Consider the following 19,971-nt stretch of genomic DNA (forward strand, 5'->3'; position numbering starts at 1 on the left):
CGCATAGCTTGATCGACAGCATATGGTTCCAATCGCGCTAACTCACAAAAGTACATCGAGTGTGACCTGTGCAACTCTGTGCCATTTGTGACTTGCCGACACCGAGAAGACACCAGCGGGCTTTTGCCGAACAACGCTTGCCGTGCGCGCGATCGACGTGACCACTATCGAGCATCATTTCTTTGATGGTTGGAACGGCACATTCGATGGCATCTGGTATCTTGATGGTCGGTAATCTTGCAAGCGTAAGTGTTGACTGTCGCACAGGTGGCCAATTTAAGGAGAGCGTTCAAAGGATCAGATCGACCACCGATCTGTCGCTTTGTTCAAGAACAAGCCTTGCGTTGACAAGGTCGTTCTCAGTTGCTTTTTCAAGCGCTTGGTTTGGGTGATAGCCATGATCGAGCCATCTGTTTATCAGTCGCTCTTTAAGCAGATCAAGCTTGGGTTCAATAAACACGCTCAAAGACCAGTGTTGGGTCAAAGGGCGCCATGCTGGATCTTTTAGAAAGAGATAGTTGCCCTCAACGACCACGTGTCTTTGAGATGCGTCGATGCGCGCGGCGTTCTGAACAACGCAGTCCCTGCTTCGATCAAACAACGGAACGGCGACTGCGTCTTCTCGTAATGCGCGCGAAAGAAGATCGTTGAACCCTTGGGTATCAAAGGTTTCAGGTGCACCTTTGCGGGCCAGAAGACCGCGATTTGACAGAGTGTCATTGTCCAGATGAAAGCCGTCCATGGGCACCAGCCCGCAGGATATCCCGTTTTGCTCAAGCCGTTGGCGGACCTTTTCGGCAAGCGTGGACTTGCCCGATGCGGGTGGCCCGGCGATTGCGATCAACTGGCGTGTGTCTTTGACCTTGGACGGCTTAATCAATGCAACAATGCGGTTGACCTGTTCCTCGAGATCCATGGGTGTCACGCAGCGGCTGTTTCCGGCCTTTTCGCACCGGTCATATAAGCGACGGCGTCGGACATTTCATGGTCTTTCGGATCAATGACAGTCAGGCGCTTGCCAAGGCGGTGGATATGGATGCGGTCGCAGACCTCGAAAACATGAGGCATGTTGTGGCTGATCAGGATGATCGGGATACCGCGCGCTTTGACATCCTGGATCAGGTCCAGCACGCGGCGGCTTTCCTTGACGCCGAGCGCCGCAGTTGGTTCGTCCAGGATAATGACCTTGGATCCAAAGGCAGCCGCGCGTGCCACAGCCACGCCCTGCCGCTGCCCGCCCGACAATGTTTCAACCGCTTGGTTGATATTCTGGATCGTCATCAGGCCCAACTCGGTGAGTTTTTCGCGCGCGAAATCCTGCATCTTCTTTTTGTCGAGTTGGCCAAAGACTTTGCCCATGATGCCAGGTTTGCGCAACTCGCGCCCCATGAACATGTTGTCTGCAATCGAAAGTGCAGGGCTCATGGCCAGGGTCTGATAGACGGTTTCAATGCCTTGCTCGCGCGCTTCGATCGGGGATGAGAACGCGACTTTGGTTCCATCCAGAAACACCTCGCCCTGATCAGGGATGACGGCGCCGCAAAGGGCTTTGATTAGGGTCGATTTACCGGCCCCGTTATCGCCGATCACGCCTAAGATTTCACCGGGCATAAGCTCAAAATCGCAATGATCCAAGGCGGTGACACGCCCATAGCGTTTGACCAGGTTTCGGGCTTTGAGGATCGGTTCCATTATGCAGATACCTTTCTGATCCATTGATCGACGGCGACGGCGGCAATGATAAGCAGGCCGATCAGAAGGAAGGTCCATTGGGCGTCGGCCCCAAGCAGGCGCAGCCCTAGGGTGAACACGCCAACGATTAGCGCTCCGAATAGCGCGCCCAGGATCGAGCCGCGCCCCCCGAACAGCGATATGCCGCCGATCACCACGGCGGTGATGCTTTCGATATTGGCCAACTGTCCGACCGTGGGCGAGATCGATCCGATGCGTCCGACCATGGCCCAGCCTGCAAAGGCGCAGATCAAACCAGACAGCAGATAGACCGAAATCAGCGTGCGCTTGACGTTTACGCCGGCCAGTTCAGCGGCATCCGGGTCGTCGCCCACTGCGTAAACATGCCTTCCCCAGGCAGTCTGTTTCAGCGCATAGGCCAGCGTGAACACCAGCGCGAGCATGAAGATCACGCCCAGCGTCAGTTGTGCATCTCCAACTTTGAACTTGGTACCGAAGATTTGCAGCAAAGGAGCCACCTCTTCGATATCCGCGCTACGGATGGTTTCATTGGCGGAATAGAGGAAGTTCGCCGCCAGAATGATCTGCCAAGTACCAAGGGTCACGATGAAGGGCGGCAGCTTCATATAGGCGACCAACCAACCGTTGATCAGCCCGCAGATCATACCAACAGACAGGCCACACAGCACGGCAAGCTCCACCGGCATTCCATAGCGGAAGGTAAACTGACCCATCACAACTGACGACAGCACCATGATCGCACCCACGCTCAGGTCGATGCCTGCGGTCAGGATCACCAGGCTTTGGGCTGCGGCCACGATGCCGACGATCTGCACCTGTTGCAGGATCAACGTCATGGCGAAGGGGGAAAAGAACCGTTGGCCAATCAGCATTCCGAACAGGATGACCGAGGCCAAAAGGACGATCAGCGGCACCAAAGCCGGATTGACATGCAAAGAGTGCTGAATGCGCCCGATGATGCCCTTCCGCGTGTCTTCAAACTCGGCAACCGTGTCTTCGGCGCCGACCAGCCCCGATTCGAATTCCTTTTCTGCCTTGCTGTCGGACATGATCCCCCCTTGGCGCGTATGCAGGATTGCGGTGTTTCAGGCTTTGGGTGCCTGAGGCAGAACGGAGGGCACAGGCTGCGCCCTCCGTGATGTGTTCGGGATCAGATCAGCCCCAGCAGAGCTCCAGCCCTTCAGCCGATGAGATCGAAGGAACACCGTCGACCGGGTTATCGGTGACAAGGGCCACACCTGTGTCGAAGAAGTCTTTGCCTGGTGTATTCTCAGGCTTCGCACCCGTATCGGCCCAGGCTTTCACCGCCTCAACACCCAAAGATGCCATCAGTAGCGGGTATTGCTGTGAGGTCGCGCCAATCGCACCATCGGCAACGGCCTGTACGCCCGGACAACCGCCATCGACGGATACTACGATCACATCATCGACTTTGCCGAAATCCTTCAGCGTCTCATGTGCACCAGCGGCTGCCGGTTCGTTGATTGTGTAAAGAACGTTGGTGCCTGCATCCATGGTCAACAAGTTTTCCATCGACTTGCGGCCACCTTCTTCATTGGCGTTTGTCACCTCGTTGTTCACGATCCGCGCGTCGGTTTCATCGCCCCATTTGGCCGGATCACCAAGGTCGATGCCAAAGCCCTGGAGGAAACCCTGATTGCGCAGAACGCCTACGGTGGGCTGCGATACGTTGATATTCATCATGCCGATCTTGGCCGAAGATGTATCGCCAATCGTGCCAGCGGCCCATTTGCCGATCAGCTCACCTGCCAGGAAGTTGTCAGTGGCAAAGGTCGCATCGGCAGCGTCAATCGGAGACAGGGGCGTGTCCAAAGCAATGACCAAAAGCCCCGCATCGCGCGCCTGTTTCACGGCAGGAACGATGGATGATGTATCAGAAGCGGTCAGCAGAATGCCCGAAGCTCCGTCAAGGATACAGGTTTCGATCGCCTGAACCTGAGTTTCATGGTCGCCGTCGATCTTGCCTGCAAAAGACTTGAGCGTCATGCCCAGCTCAGCTGCTTTTGCCTCGGCGCCTTCGCGCATCTTCACGAAAAACGGGTTCGTGTCGGTCTTTGTAATCAGGCAAACGCTTGTCTCTGCAAACGCCGCGCCAGACCACGCCACAGTGGCCGCAAAAGCGGCTGTCAGTAATGTCTTCATGATATCCTCCCAGTAGATCGGGCAGGCTTGGCCCACCCGCGCAATTGAGTTGCGCTGTCAGGATCGTAATTGCGATTCGCCTCTGCGGTCAATAATTAAATCAACTTGATTTAGTATTGACGAGATATATGACCTGCCGCCATTCTAGTGCCGAAGGGAAAACGTGCCGTGGATGGACCGAATTTAAAACTGTCTGAAAACGTAGATAAATTTGAGAATTCGGGCTCGAATCACATCGCCATGCGTGAACGGAACGAGCGTCTGGTGCTGACTATCCTGCGCCGCCAAGGACCTCTGCCCAAGGCCGATCTGGCCCGAAAGACCGGACTTTCGGCTCAAACCGTGTCGGTTATCATGCGTGCCCTGGAGCGAGACGGGCTGCTGCAAAAGGGCGAAAAGATCCGTGGCAAGGTAGGTCAACCTTCGATCCCGATGCGATTGGCGCCAGATGGCGCTTATTTTCTGGGGCTAAAGGTCGGGCGGAGGTCCACTGAACTGACCCTTGTCAATTTTGTTGGGCAAGAGCTGGCGCATATCCACAAGGACTATGCCTATCCGACCCCGCAAGAGGTGCTTGCCTTTGTGAAAGACGCGGTCGCCGAGCTGTGTGCGACCTTGCCTGCGGCACAACAAGCCCGCATCGCCGGTATGGGTGTCGCCTCACCCTATTTCCTATGGGAATGGGCGAATGTCATCGGAATAGAGCCGCAAAAGATGGTTGGCTGGAAGGGATTTGACCTTGCCGCCGAAATCGATGCCCTTGTCGATTTTCCCGTGTACCTGGGGAATGACGCAACCAGCGCCTGCGGGGCCGAACTCACCTTTGGAACGTCCGAGCTCCCACCCGATTTTCTCTATATCTATATCGGGTATTTCGTGGGTGGAGGTGTGGTGTTGAACGGCGCGCTCTACGCCGGGCGCGCGGGCAACGCAGGTGCGGTGGGGCCTTTTCCTATTCTGTCCCAGACAGGCGAGGCCTCGCAGCTTATCGACAAGGCCTCGATGATCGGGCTGGAACGTCGCTTATTCGCCCGTACCGGACAAGAGCAGCTGTCGTCTCAGGTCGCCGCCGAGTGGTCACCCGCCGAACATGAGATGATCGAAGACTGGTTGGAGGATGCCATTCCACCCTTGACCCAGTTGATTGTGGGCGCGTGTTCGATCATCGATTTCCCCGCGATACTGATCGACGGCAACATGCCGGACACTTTGCGCGACAAGATCGTGGCCCGCGTATCCGCGGCGCTGGACCAAATGCCTCTTTCTGGCTTGATCCGACCCGATGTTCAGGCCGGAACCCTTGGCGCCCGCGCGCGCCCTTTGGGGGCAGCAAGCCTGCCACTGTCGGAACGGTTCATGCTTAGGACATAGGGGTTTTGGGGATCAGATACGAATGTCGAGATCCTGAAAAAGCCCGCGCCAGAAGGGCTGACCGTCCCAGAATGGACCGAAATGATGCATCTGCTGCACGGGTACAAAGCGCAACGCCCGGCTGCCCGTCAGGGACAGCGCCCAATCTCGCAGCCTGTCTGGACCAGCGATATGCCCGACCGTTTGTATTTCATCCGGCAACGTCGCGAGGGCCTCTTCGCGCGGCTGTACGATGACGCTCAGGCTCATCAGCCCCGGCAAGTCCTTGGATGCTGGCGCTCCGGCCACGAATACCGCATCCCCGTTATCGGTGCGCACCGCATGCCAGCCATTGGCGCGGGCCACCTGATCGGCCATGAAGCTGTCAGATGCGATATGAACGGGCGGGTTTGTACCCTTCTGCGCATCGCTCAGATCCTTTAGCCGGTTGGCGGTAGCGATTGCGTCTTTGGGCTCTGCGTCGATCAGCACAAGGCTTTGCGGCGACGTGCATCCAGCCTTGCCATAGATCCTGAAGACACGCAGCAAAGTGGTCAGCGCTGCGTCATCAAGCGCTGTGGGGTCAGCCCAAACCAGCGAGCTGTGATCGGCAAAGGCAAAGAAGGGTGTGCCCGGCTTGTGTGGCAGAGATTCGACCGACAATGCAGCGGCGTCAGAACCAAAGAAGATCCGCGCATCAGCCGCAGAAGACCAGTCTGCATTTCTGGGGTCGTGGCGGTCAAACTGTTCGACGGTCAGGTTCTGTTGCCAGAGCCGTGTCAGGATTGGCCCGGCCCCGTTTTCCAGGATTTCATCTCGCAGATGCGCTGTCAGGTTCTCTGAACCCGTTCCGGCCTTGGCGCGAACATGCGCGCCGGTCAAAAGACACAGAGTGGTCGTAAGCGGCCCCAGAAGGCTGACATTATTGGGCAGCCAGATCGCAACATGTGCGCGCGGGCGGGCGATGCGCACAGGCATTGAATCCAGTTCGTCGGATGCGGGCCCAAAACCTTGGGTGAACACCGCACGCAGGGCTGAGCCGCGCATAAAACCCAAAAGATACCCCCACTCGTCGCGGCTGAATGCCGGTGGGGCCGCACGCCGTGCCATGCGGGCTGTCACCTCGTCATATTCGGCGCATAAAGCGTCGAGCGCAAAGGGGAGTGCAACCTGAACCACGCCACCGTTGCCGTCGCGAAAGCCGTGGTAGACGGAGGAGGTGTCAGACATTGGCGCATCCCCGCGTCTCGGACTTGGGCAAGCGCCCCAGCAGCTTGAACCGACGCCCGGACCGGCCACAGGGGCAGGGATCGCGGCGCACTTCGCCCTGATCTTCGGTCAGCACGCTGTGGTAGGGCGCGCCGCGCGGTGTCACGTTCATCAACTGAAGCTGAGCGGGTGCGTCATAGATCACATCATGGCTGATCGGATCACGCCCAAGCACATCGGCCCAAACCGGGACATGGCGCCACCCCGCCACGCATTCGGGATAGAGCAACCCGTTTTGTTCAACCAGCCCGTAGTAGTCAATGATCTGAGATCCGGGGCCTGAAATCCCAAGCAATTTGTCTTTCAAAGCGGCGGGCGCAACCCGTTCGGATTCCAGCTTTTTCCAACCGCCGCTGTGCACATAAGTCACTTTTACATTACGCAGGCGTTCGGCCAGATCTGCGGGCATGTCGCTGCCTGCCCAAAGGCGCCACAAGACCCAGGTAAATCCATAAACCAGAACGCTATCGCTACTGTGCAGGGCATCGCGCAGGTGATCCCACAAGACCGCACTGTCATGGTCTTGCGAGGCCAGCCCGATATACAGCCGCGTCGCAAACGGGCGCAGCGCAAGCCCCGCCGCGATTCGGGCACTGACCGTGCCACGCTGCACAAGTGCCGATTTCGCGTCGAGGATGATCAGCGGTTGCTCGGCCTCGCCAATGAAATCCGACAGGATGGCCCGGCTGCTTTTGGCCTGTAACGCGGTGCTGTCCCGATCCAGCGCAATTTGGCTGGAGAGGTTCGACGATGTGGCGGATGAGTTCAGCACCCTTTCATGGCGGATCGCCCCATCCTGGGTTTGAAACAACACGTGTTTGAAGGCCGAGACATGCAGAAAGGGCAGATCCTCAACGCGCGCGACCGGTGTGAAACCGGGGAAAACCCGGGCGTATTCCGGGCAATGGTCGATGTGAAATTGGGTCAGCCGGTTCATCTCGGCTAAGAACGCTGTATCGTCGCGTGGCCCATAGGCGGGCATGTCGAGCAGCGTGTTCATTGCGCGCTGACCTCAGCGATTAACGCGGGCAGCGTGCCGGGCCGCACCGTCGCGACGTTGGTGCGGGTGCAGACGTCGCGCAGGATGGATTTCCAATGTGCCTCGATCAAATCGGGCCAATCCAGGGGCAGGTCAAGCGCGGGGGTCGAGATCGAATTGGCCTGCGCCAACACCGCATCGCGGTCGATACCCGCCGTATTCAGGCGATCCGCCGCTTTGTCTGAGCGGGTGAGATTATACCGCAGAACCGGGGCCAGAAAGCCCGAACAGAGGCGGGCGTGACCCAGCTGATCCTCTCGCCCCATTGCAGCCAGTTGGGCCCGCGCGGGGGCCTCAAGCACATGTGCCAGCCCGTGCACCAGACCAACCGAGGCCTGCGCCTGACCCGCACTTGCCAGCGCAGACGGTTCGAACCATTCGGCATCGCGGGGGTCGCTCAGGCCCAGCATGGTGTGTAGTACATCAGCAAGATCTGCGCGCAACGCGTCTGTCGCCAGGGGGGACAAAAGCCCTTCCAGAGCGTGAGTCAGCGCGTCGCCTTTTGACCAGAGAAGCGCGTCCTCGGGCAGGGTCTGCAAAACACCCGGCAGATAGGCGCGGTATTCGGGCCGGAACTCGGGGCCTTTCAGAATGGTCTTGGCACCGCGATCATCCAGAACAGCGATATCATTTGCCTCGGCCCCGCTGCCGAACCGGGTCGGGATAGCCAGCAAGGCGCAGTCGGGTCGGTTGCGACCGCGCCACGCTTTGGCCGCGTCCAGCCGCATACCGCCGCCCAGCACCACCAGTAGATCTGTATCTGAGGGGGTCTTGGCCGGTGTCTCGACAACGGGAAGCGCGGCCAAAGAGGGCACATCCTGCGCTGCCGCCACCCTGCCGGTGATCACCGCGCGTCGACCCGACAGCAGATCGGGCAGATCCGTCAGGGCGATGCGCGGGGGCAGGTCAATCAAAGGCGACACCCTTGGCTTTCAGGAAGGTGATAATGTCCGTGACACTGGCCAGCGCAATGGCTTCTTCTTCGGTCGGGTGATGACCAAACACCTCTTCGACCCCAATCGCCACTGCAACCGTTGCCATCGAATCCCACGTCTCGACCCCGTCCCGCGTCAGATCAAGCGAGAACTGCCCGTCTTCGAGCAAAAGCACGTCCTCAAGCAGATCCTGCAGCTTTTCGAGATTGGTCATGAAGATCTGTTCCTTTTACACGCGCTGATCCCAGAGGATTTCCTGATCCGGCAGCGTTTCCAGTGCCAGAAGATCGATTTTTGAATTGCTCAGCCGTGGCAGCTTGTCAACGCGAATGATTTGCAGCGGCCAATGTGCCCGCGGATGGGCCGCGCGAAACCTTTGCAGGATCGTGCGTGCGGCGGCACGATCCGCCGACCCTGCCAGGAACAGCTGCACCCCGGGCTCGCCAGAGCGATCCTTTGCAGGTGCCAGAACGAATTCCTGATCCCATACGGTTTCAATGGTTTCCCGTAGCCGCAGCAGCGAGATCTTTTCTCCATGGCGCTTGAACACTTCGCTTGTGCGCCCCAGAAGCTGCCAATCACCCGAGCTATCCTGCTCAGCGCGGTCTCCGGTCGCGATCCAGCCATCTGGCGCAAAGGGAGTATAGCCCTCGGGCGCGACAGAGCCCAGCGCGGCGTAGGGGCTATGGAACTGCAGCTCACCGCTGTCAGAGCTGCGCAGGGTGATCCCGGTCAAGGGAGTACCAAGCTGACCCAAAGGCGGCGTGGTATCGGCCTGCACATGCGCGGTGACGTCCGCGATGGTCAGGCGCGGCATGGCTTCGGCGCAGCCGTAATTGTCAAAGAAACGGGCGTTGGGAAACAGCCGGGCAAGGGTGTGGGACTGCGCCCAGGGAAACGGGCTGCCTGCAAATGCCACGGTCTTGATTTTTGGAAAGCTGACTTCACCCAAAGCGCTCAGCAACGGCACTTGGGCCGCTACAAGGCAGAGCAAACCCCGTTCGCTTTCTCCAAGAACCTTTGCGAAGTGGTCCGGGTCGGACAGCCGTGCGAAGATCCTATTTAGACTCTGTTTCTGTGCCAGCACCCATTGGTTTACGAAAGAAAAACAATAGCTGAGCGGCAGGGTCATGATCGCCGTATCCCCGGGGGCCACGCCCTGCATCCGACCGATCTCAACGGCGATGGCTTCGGCACGTAGTCTGCTGGCCACAAGCAGCTTGGGCGCCCCGGTTGAGCCTGACGTGGCCAGCAAGACATGATCGGTGCGCAGCGGTTCGGGCAGCGCCTGCATGCAGCTTTCGATCCAAGCGCTGTCCTGATCAAACCGCTGCGGCAGAAGGGCAAAGCTGGGCGTGCCGGGCTGCCACATCCGCGAAAGATCGTGCAGAAAGTCCGGGGTGGTTTGGTCGTGAAGGATCATGAGCGCGCAGGTGACAGGTCAGGAATTGTGGTTTTCAACTCTTATCCCTGCAAAGAGGGGAAGGAAACTCTTGTGACGAGGATAGTCTTGGTCGGTATCCTGGTAAAATCACTTCGCAATTTGGTGTTCATGCGTTTGGCAATGGCATCGCGCGACCCGTTGTAATAGCACATGGGGCGAGACAAACGATGGGGCTTATGGTGACGCAAGATAGCGACATGCCAAATTCGACCGAGGCAGCACATACAGAAGCCTGGGACGCGCTCAACGCCGAGCTGGATCAATGGCACGCTCAAGGACGCATCGCCACGTTCTGGTGGCGCGATGATGATGCCTCGCGCCCCGGTCCACAGCTGTCGCGTCTGCTGTCGCTGTCGGCCAAGACCGGCACACCTGTTGTTCTGGCCTCGATTCCGGCGACTGCGGATGTTGCCTTTGCCGACACGGTTCTGGCCCATCCAACTGCCTATGTCGCGCAGCACGGGTATGCGCATATTAACCACGCCAAGGGCAGCGGTGACAAAGGGGCGTGGGAATTGGGCCGTCATAGACAGTTAGAGACTGTTTTGGACGAGCTGCAACAAGGCCGCCGGGTCCTGGCGGAGCTGTTTGGGCCTGACCGGTTTCTGCCTGTCATGGTGCCCCCTTGGAACCGCATTGACCCGAGCGTTGTCGCGGAACTTCCGGCGTTGGGCTATACCGCGCTGTCCTTGTGTGATGCGCGGCCGGCGGCAGAGGCCGCGCCGGGGCTGCGCTTGGTCAACAGCCATTGCGATCCAATCAAATGGAAAGGCGGTGCCCGGTTTACCGGCACGGCGAAATCCATATCGTTCCTCACCGACCATTTGATCGCGCGTCGGACCGGTTCTGCCGATGCGGCTGAACCCACCGGGCTGCTAACTCATCATATCGATCACGACGCCGCCACCTGGGATTTTTGCGAAACGCTTTTGGGGCACCTCACGGCGCATCCGGCTGTCCGGTTTCCCGCACCCAGCGAGGTTTTTGCGTCATGATCATCCGACCCGCCGAAAAAGAGGATACCGAGGCCGCAGTGGCGCTGCTGCATGGCAAGATGAACTCGAAACTGTCACCGGAACGCTGGCGCGGCATCTTTGATTATGACTGGAACATGCCCAAGCCCAACTATGGCTATGTGGCCGAGGCCGATGGGCGCATTGTGGGCTATCTGGGGGCCGTTCACTCCCAACGCATGTTGCCGCAAGGGGTGCTGAACCTGACAAATATGTGCGCGTGGTATGTGGAAAAGGAATACCGTGGCAGTGCAGGGCTGCTGATGATGGTCCGGGCCACAGCGGACCCGGATCGACACTATACCAGCATGACCAGCACCAGCAATCCGCGCACAATGGCGGCGCTAAGCGCCTGCGGATTTGCCTCGTTGGACGATTATCGCTGGGACTGGCAGCGGCGCAGCGCCGGGTCGGAGGTGTTGGACGTGATCACCGATCCTGCGGATCTGATGCCGCATCTTCAGCCGCATGAGGCGCGATATATGCAGGATCTGCTGCCCTATGGGGTGCGCCCGGTGTTGATGCGTCACCCCGAAGGTGAAAGCTTCGCCATCTTTTCGGTGACGCAAAAAGGGGCGGATCAGCCGTGGTGGGATGTGCTCTATATTCGTGACGCGCATGAAGGGTTTCTGACCCGTTTCGGGCAAGAGATCGCAGACGCCCTATTGCCAGCCGACAACGCGGTGCTTTCGGCAGATGCGCGGTTCTGCGGCGGTGACCCAGACGATGCGACGCGTATCAAACTGCCCGCACCGCGCTTTGTGAAATCCAAGAGCCTGAACGGGCCAGAGCTGGATCACCTCTATACCGAGCTTCAGCTGCTGTCGCTCAAGCTGGATTGAACCACGCGCCCTTGGGTGGCGCGCCAAGTTGTGTCACAAGCAGTTGCAAACAAAGACCAAACCTCAGCAAAGGCCGGCCATGCTTATCAAGTTGCGCAAGATGTTTTATCGGGCACGGGGCTATTACAATGGCCGCCTCAATGGGGATCCGTTCCGGCTGGATCCCTATCACTCCAAATTCTGGCGCAAAGCGACCGCCGGGGATTGGGAGCCCGAAACGTTTTCTGTGCTGGACAAGTATTTGTCGCCTGATCGCGACTATGTCGACATTGGGGCCTGGGCCGGGGCCACTGTACTCTATGCCGCGCGCCGTGCGCGCCATGTGTGGTGTTTTGAGCCCGATCCCGTTGCCTATCGCTATTTGATCTGGAACCTCGAGCTGAACGGGATCACCAATGTATCGGCCTTTGGGGCCGCGCTTTGGGGAGAAACCGGGGTGATGCGCATGGCGAGCCTGGGCGGCGAGCCGGGGGATTCCATGACGTCCGTGCTTGGCGACACCAGCAAGGGCACCGAGGCGCTGAGCCTGTCATGGGAGACGTTTGAAAAAGCGGTGGATCTGAGCGATGTTTCCTTGGTCAAGATGGATGTGGAAGGCGCTGAATTTGCGCTGGTGCCCCATCTGCGCCCCTGGTTGCAACAACAACGCCCCGCTTTCTACCTGTCCACCCATGCGCCTTTTGTCGAGCAGGATGGCGGGGCTGTAGCGTTGCAAGAGCTTGCGAAGAATTTGGAGTTCTACGGCGGATGCAGCCTTGATGGGGTGGAACAGCCGGTCCAACAGGCTTTTTCCTCGGACCGGGCGCGAACTCAATTCCCAAGCTTTCTGTTCACTTGAAGCCCAATAGGGTCCGGGTTTTCACGTGACAAGGAGTGCCCGCCAGGACACGGTAGAGTGACTTTTGGTCACATGCTTTGCAGGGCGCGCCTAAAACCTTTGAGTGAATCGGCGTTCCCAACTAAACGGCGGTCTCACATCGGTCCATCGGACCCAAACCGTAACCCCTAGCAAAGAAAGGGAACCATATGCTTATTCGCAATTTTGCCCTTTCGGGGCCGATCAATACCTAAGCTGAAATCAGATCAGGTTTGATCCCAATCGCTGGCGTTTGGCTGGCGTTTCTACATACGTTTTTGGGTACTGTCTTATGGGCAATTCTGTCTTGGATGGTCGCGCGTCCGCTGTGATCAGCGACGGCATCATCACGAAATTCTATACATCTGCGGCCTGGATTGATGGTCGGGCCGAACAATAACTTGAGGACATCGCGGGTTGGCCCGGCGTGCGCAAAATCGCGGCGTTCCCGGATCTGCATCCCGGTAAATTCGGGCCGATCGGTTGTGCCGTTCTGGCAAACCGGATCTATCCGCAACTGGCTGGGAACGATATCGGCTGCGGCATGTCGCTGTTCCAGCTGGATTTGCCTGTGCGCAGGCTGAGGCTGGACAAGGCGCTGCGGCGGCTGCGCGCGCTGGGTGTGCCGACCGATCACAGCAACGGAGCACGTTTGGAGGAGGCAGTTCATTGGAAAACCTGCTCGCGAATGTCTTGATTAATAAAGTAAGACCTGAGCTTCTCGACGTGAAACCACAGGTCTTGCTACTTTGACTCTTCTGAGTTGAACTAAAATGTCGGGAAACAGCAGTTCAATCTCACGAGACACGCTGCGACCAAGTTGGTCCCCGAGGAACAGGCTTTCTGAAGGAACACCGTTTGCGTACACCACTTGGTGTCCTTCAAGCAAAAAATGGTAGTAAGTGAATGTCGAACCGGAATTTTGCAAACCAACACCCGGGAGCCCAATAAGCGCCTTGGCGGGGATCAAAACTTCCGGTTCACCGAAAAGTAATTCCGACTTGTATCCCGCAATCAACAGTCTGTGCTGTTGGGAAATAAGTAGCGGTCGGACGTTCCCGAGAACTCTTCTTTCTATTTTTACAGGTTGCAGTGAAGGGTTGCGAAGAAGCATAGAAGGCCTGATTTGGCGACTGCCGATCCAGAGTATGGGCATGTTGAAGCCAGATGTGGTCGTAACTAAGTCCCCTTCTTTCAAATCTTCAACGGGAACTTCTCCTTGCGGTGTTTGTATTAGCGTTCCGTTAACGAAGCATGGCGGATTGTCGGGATCGAGGTCGCTCTCCGTAATCTGCCAATTGCCTGTCCTCATGGGGCCAGTAGGGTTCAAGGTGTCATAAGCGTAAACTTGTCCACCGACTCTGATGAATTCACCTGACTCTCCGGTGCCCCTATAGTTGCCCTGACCTAAGTATGTGTAAGATTGAAAAGTTTGCCCGCCGTCAAAAGATATTGTTGTCCCGCTGATTATCGCTGGCGTTGTGGTGTTTTGAACAACCAAATCACCTTGTCCTGTCTCATTGACACGATGCGCCAGTATGTCAAACACCACTAGGTACCCCTTTGTACTCCGTTAATGGCCTGAACGCATTATATTCACTTTTTTCTATTTGCGAGAAGAGCCGATAGCCTGCCTTGGGCTCAGAGCCGGCCCCAGCAAAAAGAAACCGCCCGACTCAAGGGGCGGCTCTGTAAGGACAGGGTTGGCCGAAAATTAACTTGCCGCATCGGCCTTCGGCATCGCATCCCGCGACGCTTTTGCCGTTTCTTCCACAAGGCGCTTTTGCTCGTCGACCAGCACCGCATAGCCGACCCAGAACATTCGCATGTCTGCCTTTGGCGCTGAACCTGTAAGGCCGCTAACACCGGCGTCGATCGAACGCAGCATTTTCCCGTGATAGTCGTCGGTCATGCTGATGCAGACTTGATCTCTTGTTGCTTCAAGCAGAAACATAAAAAGTTCGCGCTCGTGTTGTGTTGCGAGCGCGAGATTTTTTCACTGTCTTCCCTGTCAACTAGGGAGCGTTCAAACCGAGTCGCCCTTTTTCCAAGTGTCGCTCGCTATCACTTCAATGATGATGGAGAAAGTCTGAATTTGAACGACAGCGGACGTTCGCAGAAATCTGCTGAACGACCGGCATGCGGACAAAGTTGCCGTTTATTGCCACTGGCACGGGCTGCTTGTTCCCACTCTGCCTCGGTGGGCAAGCGACCGCCGACCCATTTTGCGTAGGCCTGGGCATCATTCCAAGAAATGTGAAACTGGATGATCTGGATGCCACGCGTCATCCATGGTGCCGGTGCCGGTGCCGTTGATGTCACGCCAATTGGCGCCATCGACACGTCGCCACCATTCGACATCTTTGACACCCAATGTCGGGCCATAGGATTAATTTCGTATCACGTGGCATCTTCACCATCCCGTCTCACGCATTTGGCCAATACGTATTGAATGACTTTGCAACGCAGACAGTCAAGAGCGACCGCGTTTCACAAACAGCAGCCGCTTTGTCCGCTTAGCCGTCACTCACGCTGAGAGCAGCGAAGGTCTGCAGAGAGCCCTTAGCGCTGGTCGTCAATCGGCGCGCGCAAATCTAACTCCAAAGCATGGATTACACTCTGGATACTCCCAACAAAGCCCCTTTTTGCTGTCGTTGTTTAGTCCCAGATGACGGCGTTTTCGTATTCCCGAAGTGCCAAGACGCCATCCTCTGTAATTCGGTATGTTGCCCCTACACCTGAACTGGGCGCATCGCGCGTCGCTAATCCTTCCGCGACCAGTCTATCAAGACAAGCCTTGGCACGATCCTCAACCTTGTCTGGAGTGAGCGGGAACGAGTGCTTCTCAACCACATCTAGCATTTTGAGTGCTAGTATTTCATCGAACGGTCGCAATCGTTGCCTCCCTATTGCGTCCTTTCTTCGTTTCGCAAAATGTCTTGGATCGCAACAATCAATCTCCGGACCCTATCGTCGGAAATACTGTAGTAGATTTCCCTGCCGTCCCGTCGCGCGGCAACCAGGCCCTCAAGACGAAGCCGGATAAGTTGTTGGGAGCAGCCCGCCTGAGGCATCGATAAGTCTCTGCAGAGGTCCGAAACGTTTTTCTCACCTTCCATTAGTCTTAAGAGTATCTGCAGTCGCCCTGGATGAGCCATAGCCTTAGCGAAGCTGGCGACCTCTTGGACATGTTCTTTCATCTGCTCTTGCAAGGTGCATCTCCTATTGGCCGTTTGCTGGCTCCAGCCAAGCCTTTGACACTCCCCCCACCAGCGTTCATCTCGCTGCTGATGTCTTAGGTTGTTTGTCTCGCCCAATGCTACAACTTTCACACCGAAGCGCTGTTGAAGAATGTTGAAATTCAATCACACATCGCAGGGGCGTTTGTTGGGCGAACCTGACAAAACCTGACATCCAAGCCGGTCCAGGAATGTTCCGGTTGTTTCGTTTGGAACTAAATGACTGAGTTATCCGTTGCTATTTGCACGTTTTGGGAAAACCGTTTGCCTGACGTTATCATAGGAGCTCAGCGGTTTTATGAAGTTAATTTTGACCTACGAAGGCGATTTGCCATCATTGCAGAACAAGAGAGGGAAGAAGGGCTATGAGTTGCTGCATAACATTCGCAAGCAGTTTCACCCTCAACTAAAAAGGCACTGGCAAACCAACAAGTTTCTGAGCGAGTGGAAAACAACGCAGAGTGATTTTGATAGGGAAAACCATCGCCGGCCTAGCTCAACACCCAGAATTGCTGCAGGCGATGAGCGTCACGATATGAGAAAACTAGTTCCCGAAGCCCATAGGATGGCAGGTTTTCGGTTTACTCCGTTGACGCGGAAGCACTGGTATCTGAATTGCACTTTGGACATTCTTTTTCTCAGACGTGATCCACCGGGTCCAGTCACCAAGCACGGTGACATTGATAATCGCATCAAAACACTAGTTGATGCCCTCAGGTTGCCGGATGCTAATCAAGTCTCAGACAACATGACACCAGGGGATGGCGAGGACCCGTTCTATGTTCTTATGGAGGACGATGAGCTTCTAACCCGACTAAATGTAGAAACACAGATGCTCCTCACGCCACAAACCTCCCCTGACGATAAATCCGTCAAGCTGGTCATTCGCGCCGATGTGACCCCGTACCACTTTACGATGGATAATCTGTCATTTGGCTGAGTATGGCGGGTGAGAATACAGCAAGACTTCCTGAGGTCTGATTTGACTCAAAAAAGCGCGCTTTGTCCCCCATATGTCCCCCAGCGCTAATTCGGGCGGCACGGACAAGAATCAAGAGACCTTGTAAGTGATTGATTTTGCAGTGGTGAGCCGTGCAGGATTCGAACCTGCGACCCACTGATTAAAAGTCTTATTATCCCATTTTCGATAGCATTATAGCTAGTTCGATTGGGCAGTATATTCTCTTAAATAACAGAAGCTTTAGCGTGCAGAGGTTTCTATAAGACGCTTCCCAACTCTCCGCACTTTGCTTACCTTGTGCTTACCCAATCCGTCCGAGACCAAAATGCCCAACGTCAGATTAACAAAATCAAGTGTCGATCGCCTTTCAGCAACAAACCGGGACACGATCTATTGGGACGACGGTCTGCCGGGTTTTGGACTCCGCGTGAAAACGACCGGCGTCAAAAGCTTCTTAGTTCAATACAGCAACAAACAAACCGGTCGGTCGAAACGCAAGACACTTGGGCGATATGGGCCGACCTTGTCTTTAGGCGCCGCCCGCGAAATAGCACGCGCGCTTCTTGCTGACGTGGTACGTGGCGCAGATCCTGTCGCCGATGCTCAAAGCCTAAGGCATTCACCAACGGTGAACTCACTTGCCACGCAATACATGACCGAACATGCGGAACCGAAGAAACGTCCCGGTAGCGTTCGGAATGATCGGTCAATGCTGGACAGATACATTCTCCCCAAGCTTGGGGATCTTAAAGTCATTGAAGTGACGCATCAGCATGTTCAGAAGCTTCACAATCAAATGCGTGATACGCACTATCAAGCCAATCGCACTCTGGCCCTCATGTCGAAAATGTTTGAACTGTCTGTGCGCTGGGGTCAGCGTTCTGACAATCCTGCGCGCGGCATACAAAAGTTCCCTGAGGAAAAGCGGGACCGCTGGCTGTCAGACGATGAGCTGCAAAGGCTGTTGGTGGCTCTGTCAGAGCATCCAAATCAGGTTGCAGCGAACGCTATTCGCCTGCAGCTCCTGACAGGTGCACGGATCGGCGAGGTCCTAACGGCAAAATGGGAAGACTTCGATTTGGATCGAGCAGTTTGGACAAAGCCGTCGCACCACACAAAGCAAAAGCGACGAGAGCACCTGCCGATTTCGTCAGCAACCTGTGATTTGCTTGCTGCAATGAAAGCAGGGGCATCTCCTGAAAGTCGTTGGTTGTTTCCGGGACGCTCTCCGGACCAACCGTACAAGGATCTGAAGAAATTTTGGAGCTCAGTCACCACATCTGCAGGTCTTAAAGATTACCGTATCCACGACAATCGGCATACGCATGCGTCGCATCTCGTTTCCAGCGGTCTGAGTCTGCCTATAGTCGGTCGATTGCTTGGACATACAAACCCCTCCACAACCCAACGCTACGCCCATCTTGCAGACGACCCGTTGCGGCAGGCAGCGGACGTGATGGGTAAAAAGATTAGCGATGGCAGTTCCTGAAACCTGAGTATTTCCTGTGCTGAAGACACGCGAGCGGCAATTAGACTTCAGCTGTCGGCACAGTGTCGATGTTTGGGACGGAAGGGAATGGACGGAGACATAAGATGTCCAAATCTCTACTTCCAGTTGTCACAACGCGTCGTCCGCCTTGGAACAAAGGCAGACTAGTCGGGCAAAAACGGCCGTTGCAGCCAAAGCAGGTCTGGGCCATTCGCGCCCGGCTCGAACTTGCAAACAAGCTGAGAGACCTAGCATTGTTCAATCTTGCCATCGATAGCAAGTTGCGCGGGTGCGATCTTGTCCGCCTGAGGGTTAACGATCTCGCCGTCGGCAGTTCTGTTCGCGATCGGGTATCCGTTGTTCAACGTAAAACTGCGAAGCCAGTGCAATTTGAAGTGACGGAGAATACACGTGAAGTCGTGTCGCAATGGGTCGCTTTTCAATACATGCATGGACAACGGTATCTGTTTCCAAGTCGTATGCATGCTTTGCCGCATCTTTCGACCCGGCAATACGCTAGGCTTGTCCGGGAATGGGTGTCAGCGATTGGTCTCGATCCGTCCAGCTACGGCACGCATTCGCTTAGGCGCACCAAAGCGGCTTTGATATACAGAAAGACTGGAAACCTACGTGCCGTTCAACTTCTGCTCGGTCACAGCAAAGTGGACAGTACGGTGCGTTACCTTGGCGTCGAGCTTGAAGACGCCCTTAGTATTGCCGAACGTATCGATCTTTAACAATTTTGGCGGGCGGGATCGTCCGCTCGCCGCTCCCAAGCAGACTTTCGGAATCTCCCGTTAATCTTCCGCTTCGAGCCCAAAGCGGACCAAGTGCAGCGATAAAGCACTTGACGCGAGGGTTACATGAACACGTTGTCTTACGCCATAGACTTAATCGCACAAGTCTGAAGCTTCTATTGAATTCTGGGCCTTCGTGTAAACTGGCACTGAGTGGAAGAGAAATCAGGTAATTCGGTTTGCTGCAGTACAGGAAGGCTTCGATACGTTTTGAACCAAAAACTCAGCCCTACTATTTTCTTGCTTCGCCATGGTGAAACCGAATGGAATTTTCAAAAACGACGTCAAGGTCGGCAGAATTCGCCCTTGACCAAGCGAGGGGTCGCTCAGGCAGTGGCGAGTGCAAAAAGACTAAAGCACCGCCTATCCAGCCGTCACCCACTGAAGGTAATTTCAAGCCCACTTGGTCGAGCGGCACAGACAGCTTCCATAGTCGTCGAGGAACTTGGCCTACCCCCGGAAACCATCGAGTATGAATCCAGTTTGATGGAATGCAGTTTCGGTCAATGGGAGGGTTTGGCGGAAAACGAGATCAAAAGACGTTTTCCCCAGGAATGGGAGGCGCGTTGCGCTGACCGCTGGAACTGTCCCGCACCGGGCGGAGAGTCTTATGCTGACGTACATAGCCGGGTTTCTGTGTGGTATTCCGGCAAGTCTTTTGAGGGGGCTGTCATAGTTGTTGGCCACGGCTTAACCCTGCGCGTCTTTCGAGGGATCTACTTAACCTTGTCCTCAGAAGAAGTTTTTGACTTGAACGAACCTCAAGATGGTATCATCGAGTTGCGATGCGGACATTCAACCTTCGTTGAGCACTGAGGTGTCGAAGTTCGTCACTTAATCCCATAATATCGGATTTCCGCT

Annotated in this window: 22 protein-coding genes; 9 read left to right on the forward strand and 13 right to left on the reverse strand. The window is 56.1% G+C overall.

Features of this window, described 5'->3' with window-relative positions:
- Positions 1 to 289: 289 nt before the first annotated feature.
- The 4 genes from GOV38_RS06350 to GOV38_RS06365 all read right to left on the reverse strand — a co-directional run bounded on the left by GOV38_RS06350 (position 290) and on the right by GOV38_RS06365 (position 3,876).
- Positions 290 to 916 (reverse strand): hypothetical protein, encoded by a 627-nt coding sequence (locus GOV38_RS06350; RefSeq protein ID WP_171208504.1) that lies wholly within the window; start codon positions 914 to 916, stop codon positions 290 to 292.
- A 5-nt stretch (positions 917 to 921) separates the two neighbouring features.
- Complete coding sequence (locus GOV38_RS06355) at positions 922 to 1,692, reverse strand: ATP-binding cassette domain-containing protein (RefSeq protein WP_171097561.1); 771 nt, start codon at positions 1,690 to 1,692, stop codon at positions 922 to 924.
- Positions 1,692 to 2,762: an ABC transporter permease gene (locus tag GOV38_RS06360; RefSeq protein WP_171097563.1), complete on the reverse strand. Its 1,071-nt coding sequence runs from the start codon at positions 2,760 to 2,762 to the stop codon at positions 1,692 to 1,694. Before GOV38_RS06360 ends, GOV38_RS06355 begins: the two co-directional genes overlap by 1 nt.
- 106 nt (positions 2,763 to 2,868) lie before the next feature.
- Positions 2,869 to 3,876, reverse strand: coding sequence for a substrate-binding domain-containing protein (locus tag GOV38_RS06365; protein WP_171097565.1), 1,008 nt, complete (start codon positions 3,874 to 3,876; stop codon positions 2,869 to 2,871).
- Positions 3,877 to 4,116: 240 nt separating this feature from the next.
- Here GOV38_RS06365 and GOV38_RS06370 point away from each other — a divergent pair, with 240 nt between their 5' ends.
- On the forward strand, positions 4,117 to 5,247 hold the full coding sequence (locus GOV38_RS06370) for an ROK family transcriptional regulator (protein ID WP_171208505.1): 1,131 nt from the start codon (positions 4,117 to 4,119) through the stop codon (positions 5,245 to 5,247).
- 12 nt (positions 5,248 to 5,259) lie between these two features.
- On the opposite strand, the gene GOV38_RS06375 is transcribed toward GOV38_RS06370, so the two are convergent.
- The 5 genes from GOV38_RS06375 to GOV38_RS06395 are packed head-to-tail and all read right to left on the reverse strand — an operon-like array spanning position 5,260 to position 9,892.
- Positions 5,260 to 6,456 carry an acyl-CoA reductase gene (locus GOV38_RS06375; protein WP_171208506.1) on the reverse strand — a complete coding sequence of 399 codons (1,197 nt, stop codon included), beginning with the start codon at positions 6,454 to 6,456 and terminating at the stop codon, positions 5,260 to 5,262.
- Entirely contained in the window at positions 6,449 to 7,495 is a 1,047-nt protein-coding gene (locus GOV38_RS06380; RefSeq protein ID WP_171208507.1) for a hypothetical protein, read from the reverse strand. The genes GOV38_RS06375 and GOV38_RS06380 overlap by 8 nt, the downstream gene beginning before the upstream one ends.
- A complete protein-coding gene (locus tag GOV38_RS06385; protein WP_171208508.1) occupies positions 7,492 to 8,448 on the reverse strand; it encodes an iron-containing alcohol dehydrogenase in 957 nt (318 codons plus the stop codon). The genes GOV38_RS06380 and GOV38_RS06385 overlap by 4 nt, the downstream gene beginning before the upstream one ends.
- Positions 8,441 to 8,683 carry a hypothetical protein gene (locus GOV38_RS06390; protein WP_171097575.1) on the reverse strand — a complete coding sequence of 81 codons (243 nt, stop codon included), beginning with the start codon at positions 8,681 to 8,683 and terminating at the stop codon, positions 8,441 to 8,443. The genes GOV38_RS06385 and GOV38_RS06390 overlap by 8 nt, the downstream gene beginning before the upstream one ends.
- A 15-nt stretch (positions 8,684 to 8,698) precedes the next feature.
- The gene (locus tag GOV38_RS06395) at positions 8,699 to 9,892 is read right to left on the reverse strand and encodes a class I adenylate-forming enzyme family protein (RefSeq protein ID WP_171208509.1); all 1,194 of its coding nucleotides are present in this window, start codon (positions 9,890 to 9,892) and stop codon (positions 8,699 to 8,701) included.
- A 218-nt stretch (positions 9,893 to 10,110) separates the two neighbouring features.
- Here GOV38_RS06395 and GOV38_RS06400 point away from each other — a divergent pair, with 218 nt between their 5' ends.
- From GOV38_RS06400 to GOV38_RS22265, 4 genes are all read left to right on the forward strand, one after another.
- Entirely contained in the window at positions 10,111 to 10,908 is a 798-nt protein-coding gene (locus GOV38_RS06400) for a polysaccharide deacetylase family protein (protein ID WP_171208510.1), read from the forward strand.
- Positions 10,905 to 11,768, forward strand: a complete 864-nt coding sequence (locus GOV38_RS06405; RefSeq protein ID WP_171208511.1) for a GNAT family N-acetyltransferase — start codon at positions 10,905 to 10,907, stop codon at positions 11,766 to 11,768. The genes GOV38_RS06400 and GOV38_RS06405 overlap by 4 nt, the downstream gene beginning before the upstream one ends.
- Before the next feature lie 79 nt (positions 11,769 to 11,847).
- Positions 11,848 to 12,606, forward strand: coding sequence for an FkbM family methyltransferase (locus GOV38_RS06410; RefSeq protein ID WP_171208512.1), 759 nt, complete (start codon positions 11,848 to 11,850; stop codon positions 12,604 to 12,606).
- 427 nt (positions 12,607 to 13,033) lie between these two features.
- Complete coding sequence (locus tag GOV38_RS22265) at positions 13,034 to 13,321, forward strand: RtcB family protein (protein ID WP_371808513.1); 288 nt, start codon at positions 13,034 to 13,036, stop codon at positions 13,319 to 13,321.
- On the opposite strand, the gene GOV38_RS06420 is transcribed toward GOV38_RS22265, so the two are convergent.
- From GOV38_RS06420 to GOV38_RS06435, 4 genes are all read right to left on the reverse strand, one after another.
- Entirely contained in the window at positions 13,322 to 14,173 is an 852-nt protein-coding gene (locus GOV38_RS06420) for a Hint domain-containing protein (RefSeq protein ID WP_171208513.1), read from the reverse strand.
- Between the two features lie 165 nt (positions 14,174 to 14,338).
- Positions 14,339 to 14,536 carry a hypothetical protein gene (locus GOV38_RS06425; protein WP_171133920.1) on the reverse strand — a complete coding sequence of 66 codons (198 nt, stop codon included), beginning with the start codon at positions 14,534 to 14,536 and terminating at the stop codon, positions 14,339 to 14,341.
- A 152-nt stretch (positions 14,537 to 14,688) separates the two neighbouring features.
- A complete protein-coding gene (locus GOV38_RS22540; RefSeq protein WP_371808508.1) occupies positions 14,689 to 14,985 on the reverse strand; it encodes a formylglycine-generating enzyme family protein in 297 nt (98 codons plus the stop codon).
- Between the two features lie 545 nt (positions 14,986 to 15,530).
- Positions 15,531 to 15,824: a metalloregulator ArsR/SmtB family transcription factor gene (locus GOV38_RS06435; protein ID WP_171208745.1), complete on the reverse strand. Its 294-nt coding sequence runs from the start codon at positions 15,822 to 15,824 to the stop codon at positions 15,531 to 15,533.
- 337 nt (positions 15,825 to 16,161) lie between these two features.
- Here GOV38_RS06435 and GOV38_RS06440 point away from each other — a divergent pair, with 337 nt between their 5' ends.
- From GOV38_RS06440 to GOV38_RS06455, 4 genes are all read left to right on the forward strand, one after another.
- Positions 16,162 to 16,803, forward strand: coding sequence for a hypothetical protein (locus GOV38_RS06440; RefSeq protein WP_171208514.1), 642 nt, complete (start codon positions 16,162 to 16,164; stop codon positions 16,801 to 16,803).
- Between the two features lie 346 nt (positions 16,804 to 17,149).
- The gene (locus GOV38_RS06445) at positions 17,150 to 18,313 is read left to right on the forward strand and encodes a site-specific integrase (protein WP_171208515.1); all 1,164 of its coding nucleotides are present in this window, start codon (positions 17,150 to 17,152) and stop codon (positions 18,311 to 18,313) included.
- A gap of 104 nt (positions 18,314 to 18,417) precedes the next feature.
- Positions 18,418 to 19,050 (forward strand): tyrosine-type recombinase/integrase, encoded by a 633-nt coding sequence (locus GOV38_RS06450; protein ID WP_171208516.1) that lies wholly within the window; start codon positions 18,418 to 18,420, stop codon positions 19,048 to 19,050.
- Between the two features lie 270 nt (positions 19,051 to 19,320).
- Complete coding sequence (locus tag GOV38_RS06455; protein WP_171208517.1) at positions 19,321 to 19,926, forward strand: histidine phosphatase family protein; 606 nt, start codon at positions 19,321 to 19,323, stop codon at positions 19,924 to 19,926.
- The last annotated feature ends 45 nt before the right edge of the window (positions 19,927 to 19,971 follow it).

The sequence above is a fragment of the Ruegeria sp. HKCCA5839 genome, assembly GCF_013035585.1.
GTDB lineage: Bacteria > Pseudomonadota > Alphaproteobacteria > Rhodobacterales > Rhodobacteraceae > Ruegeria.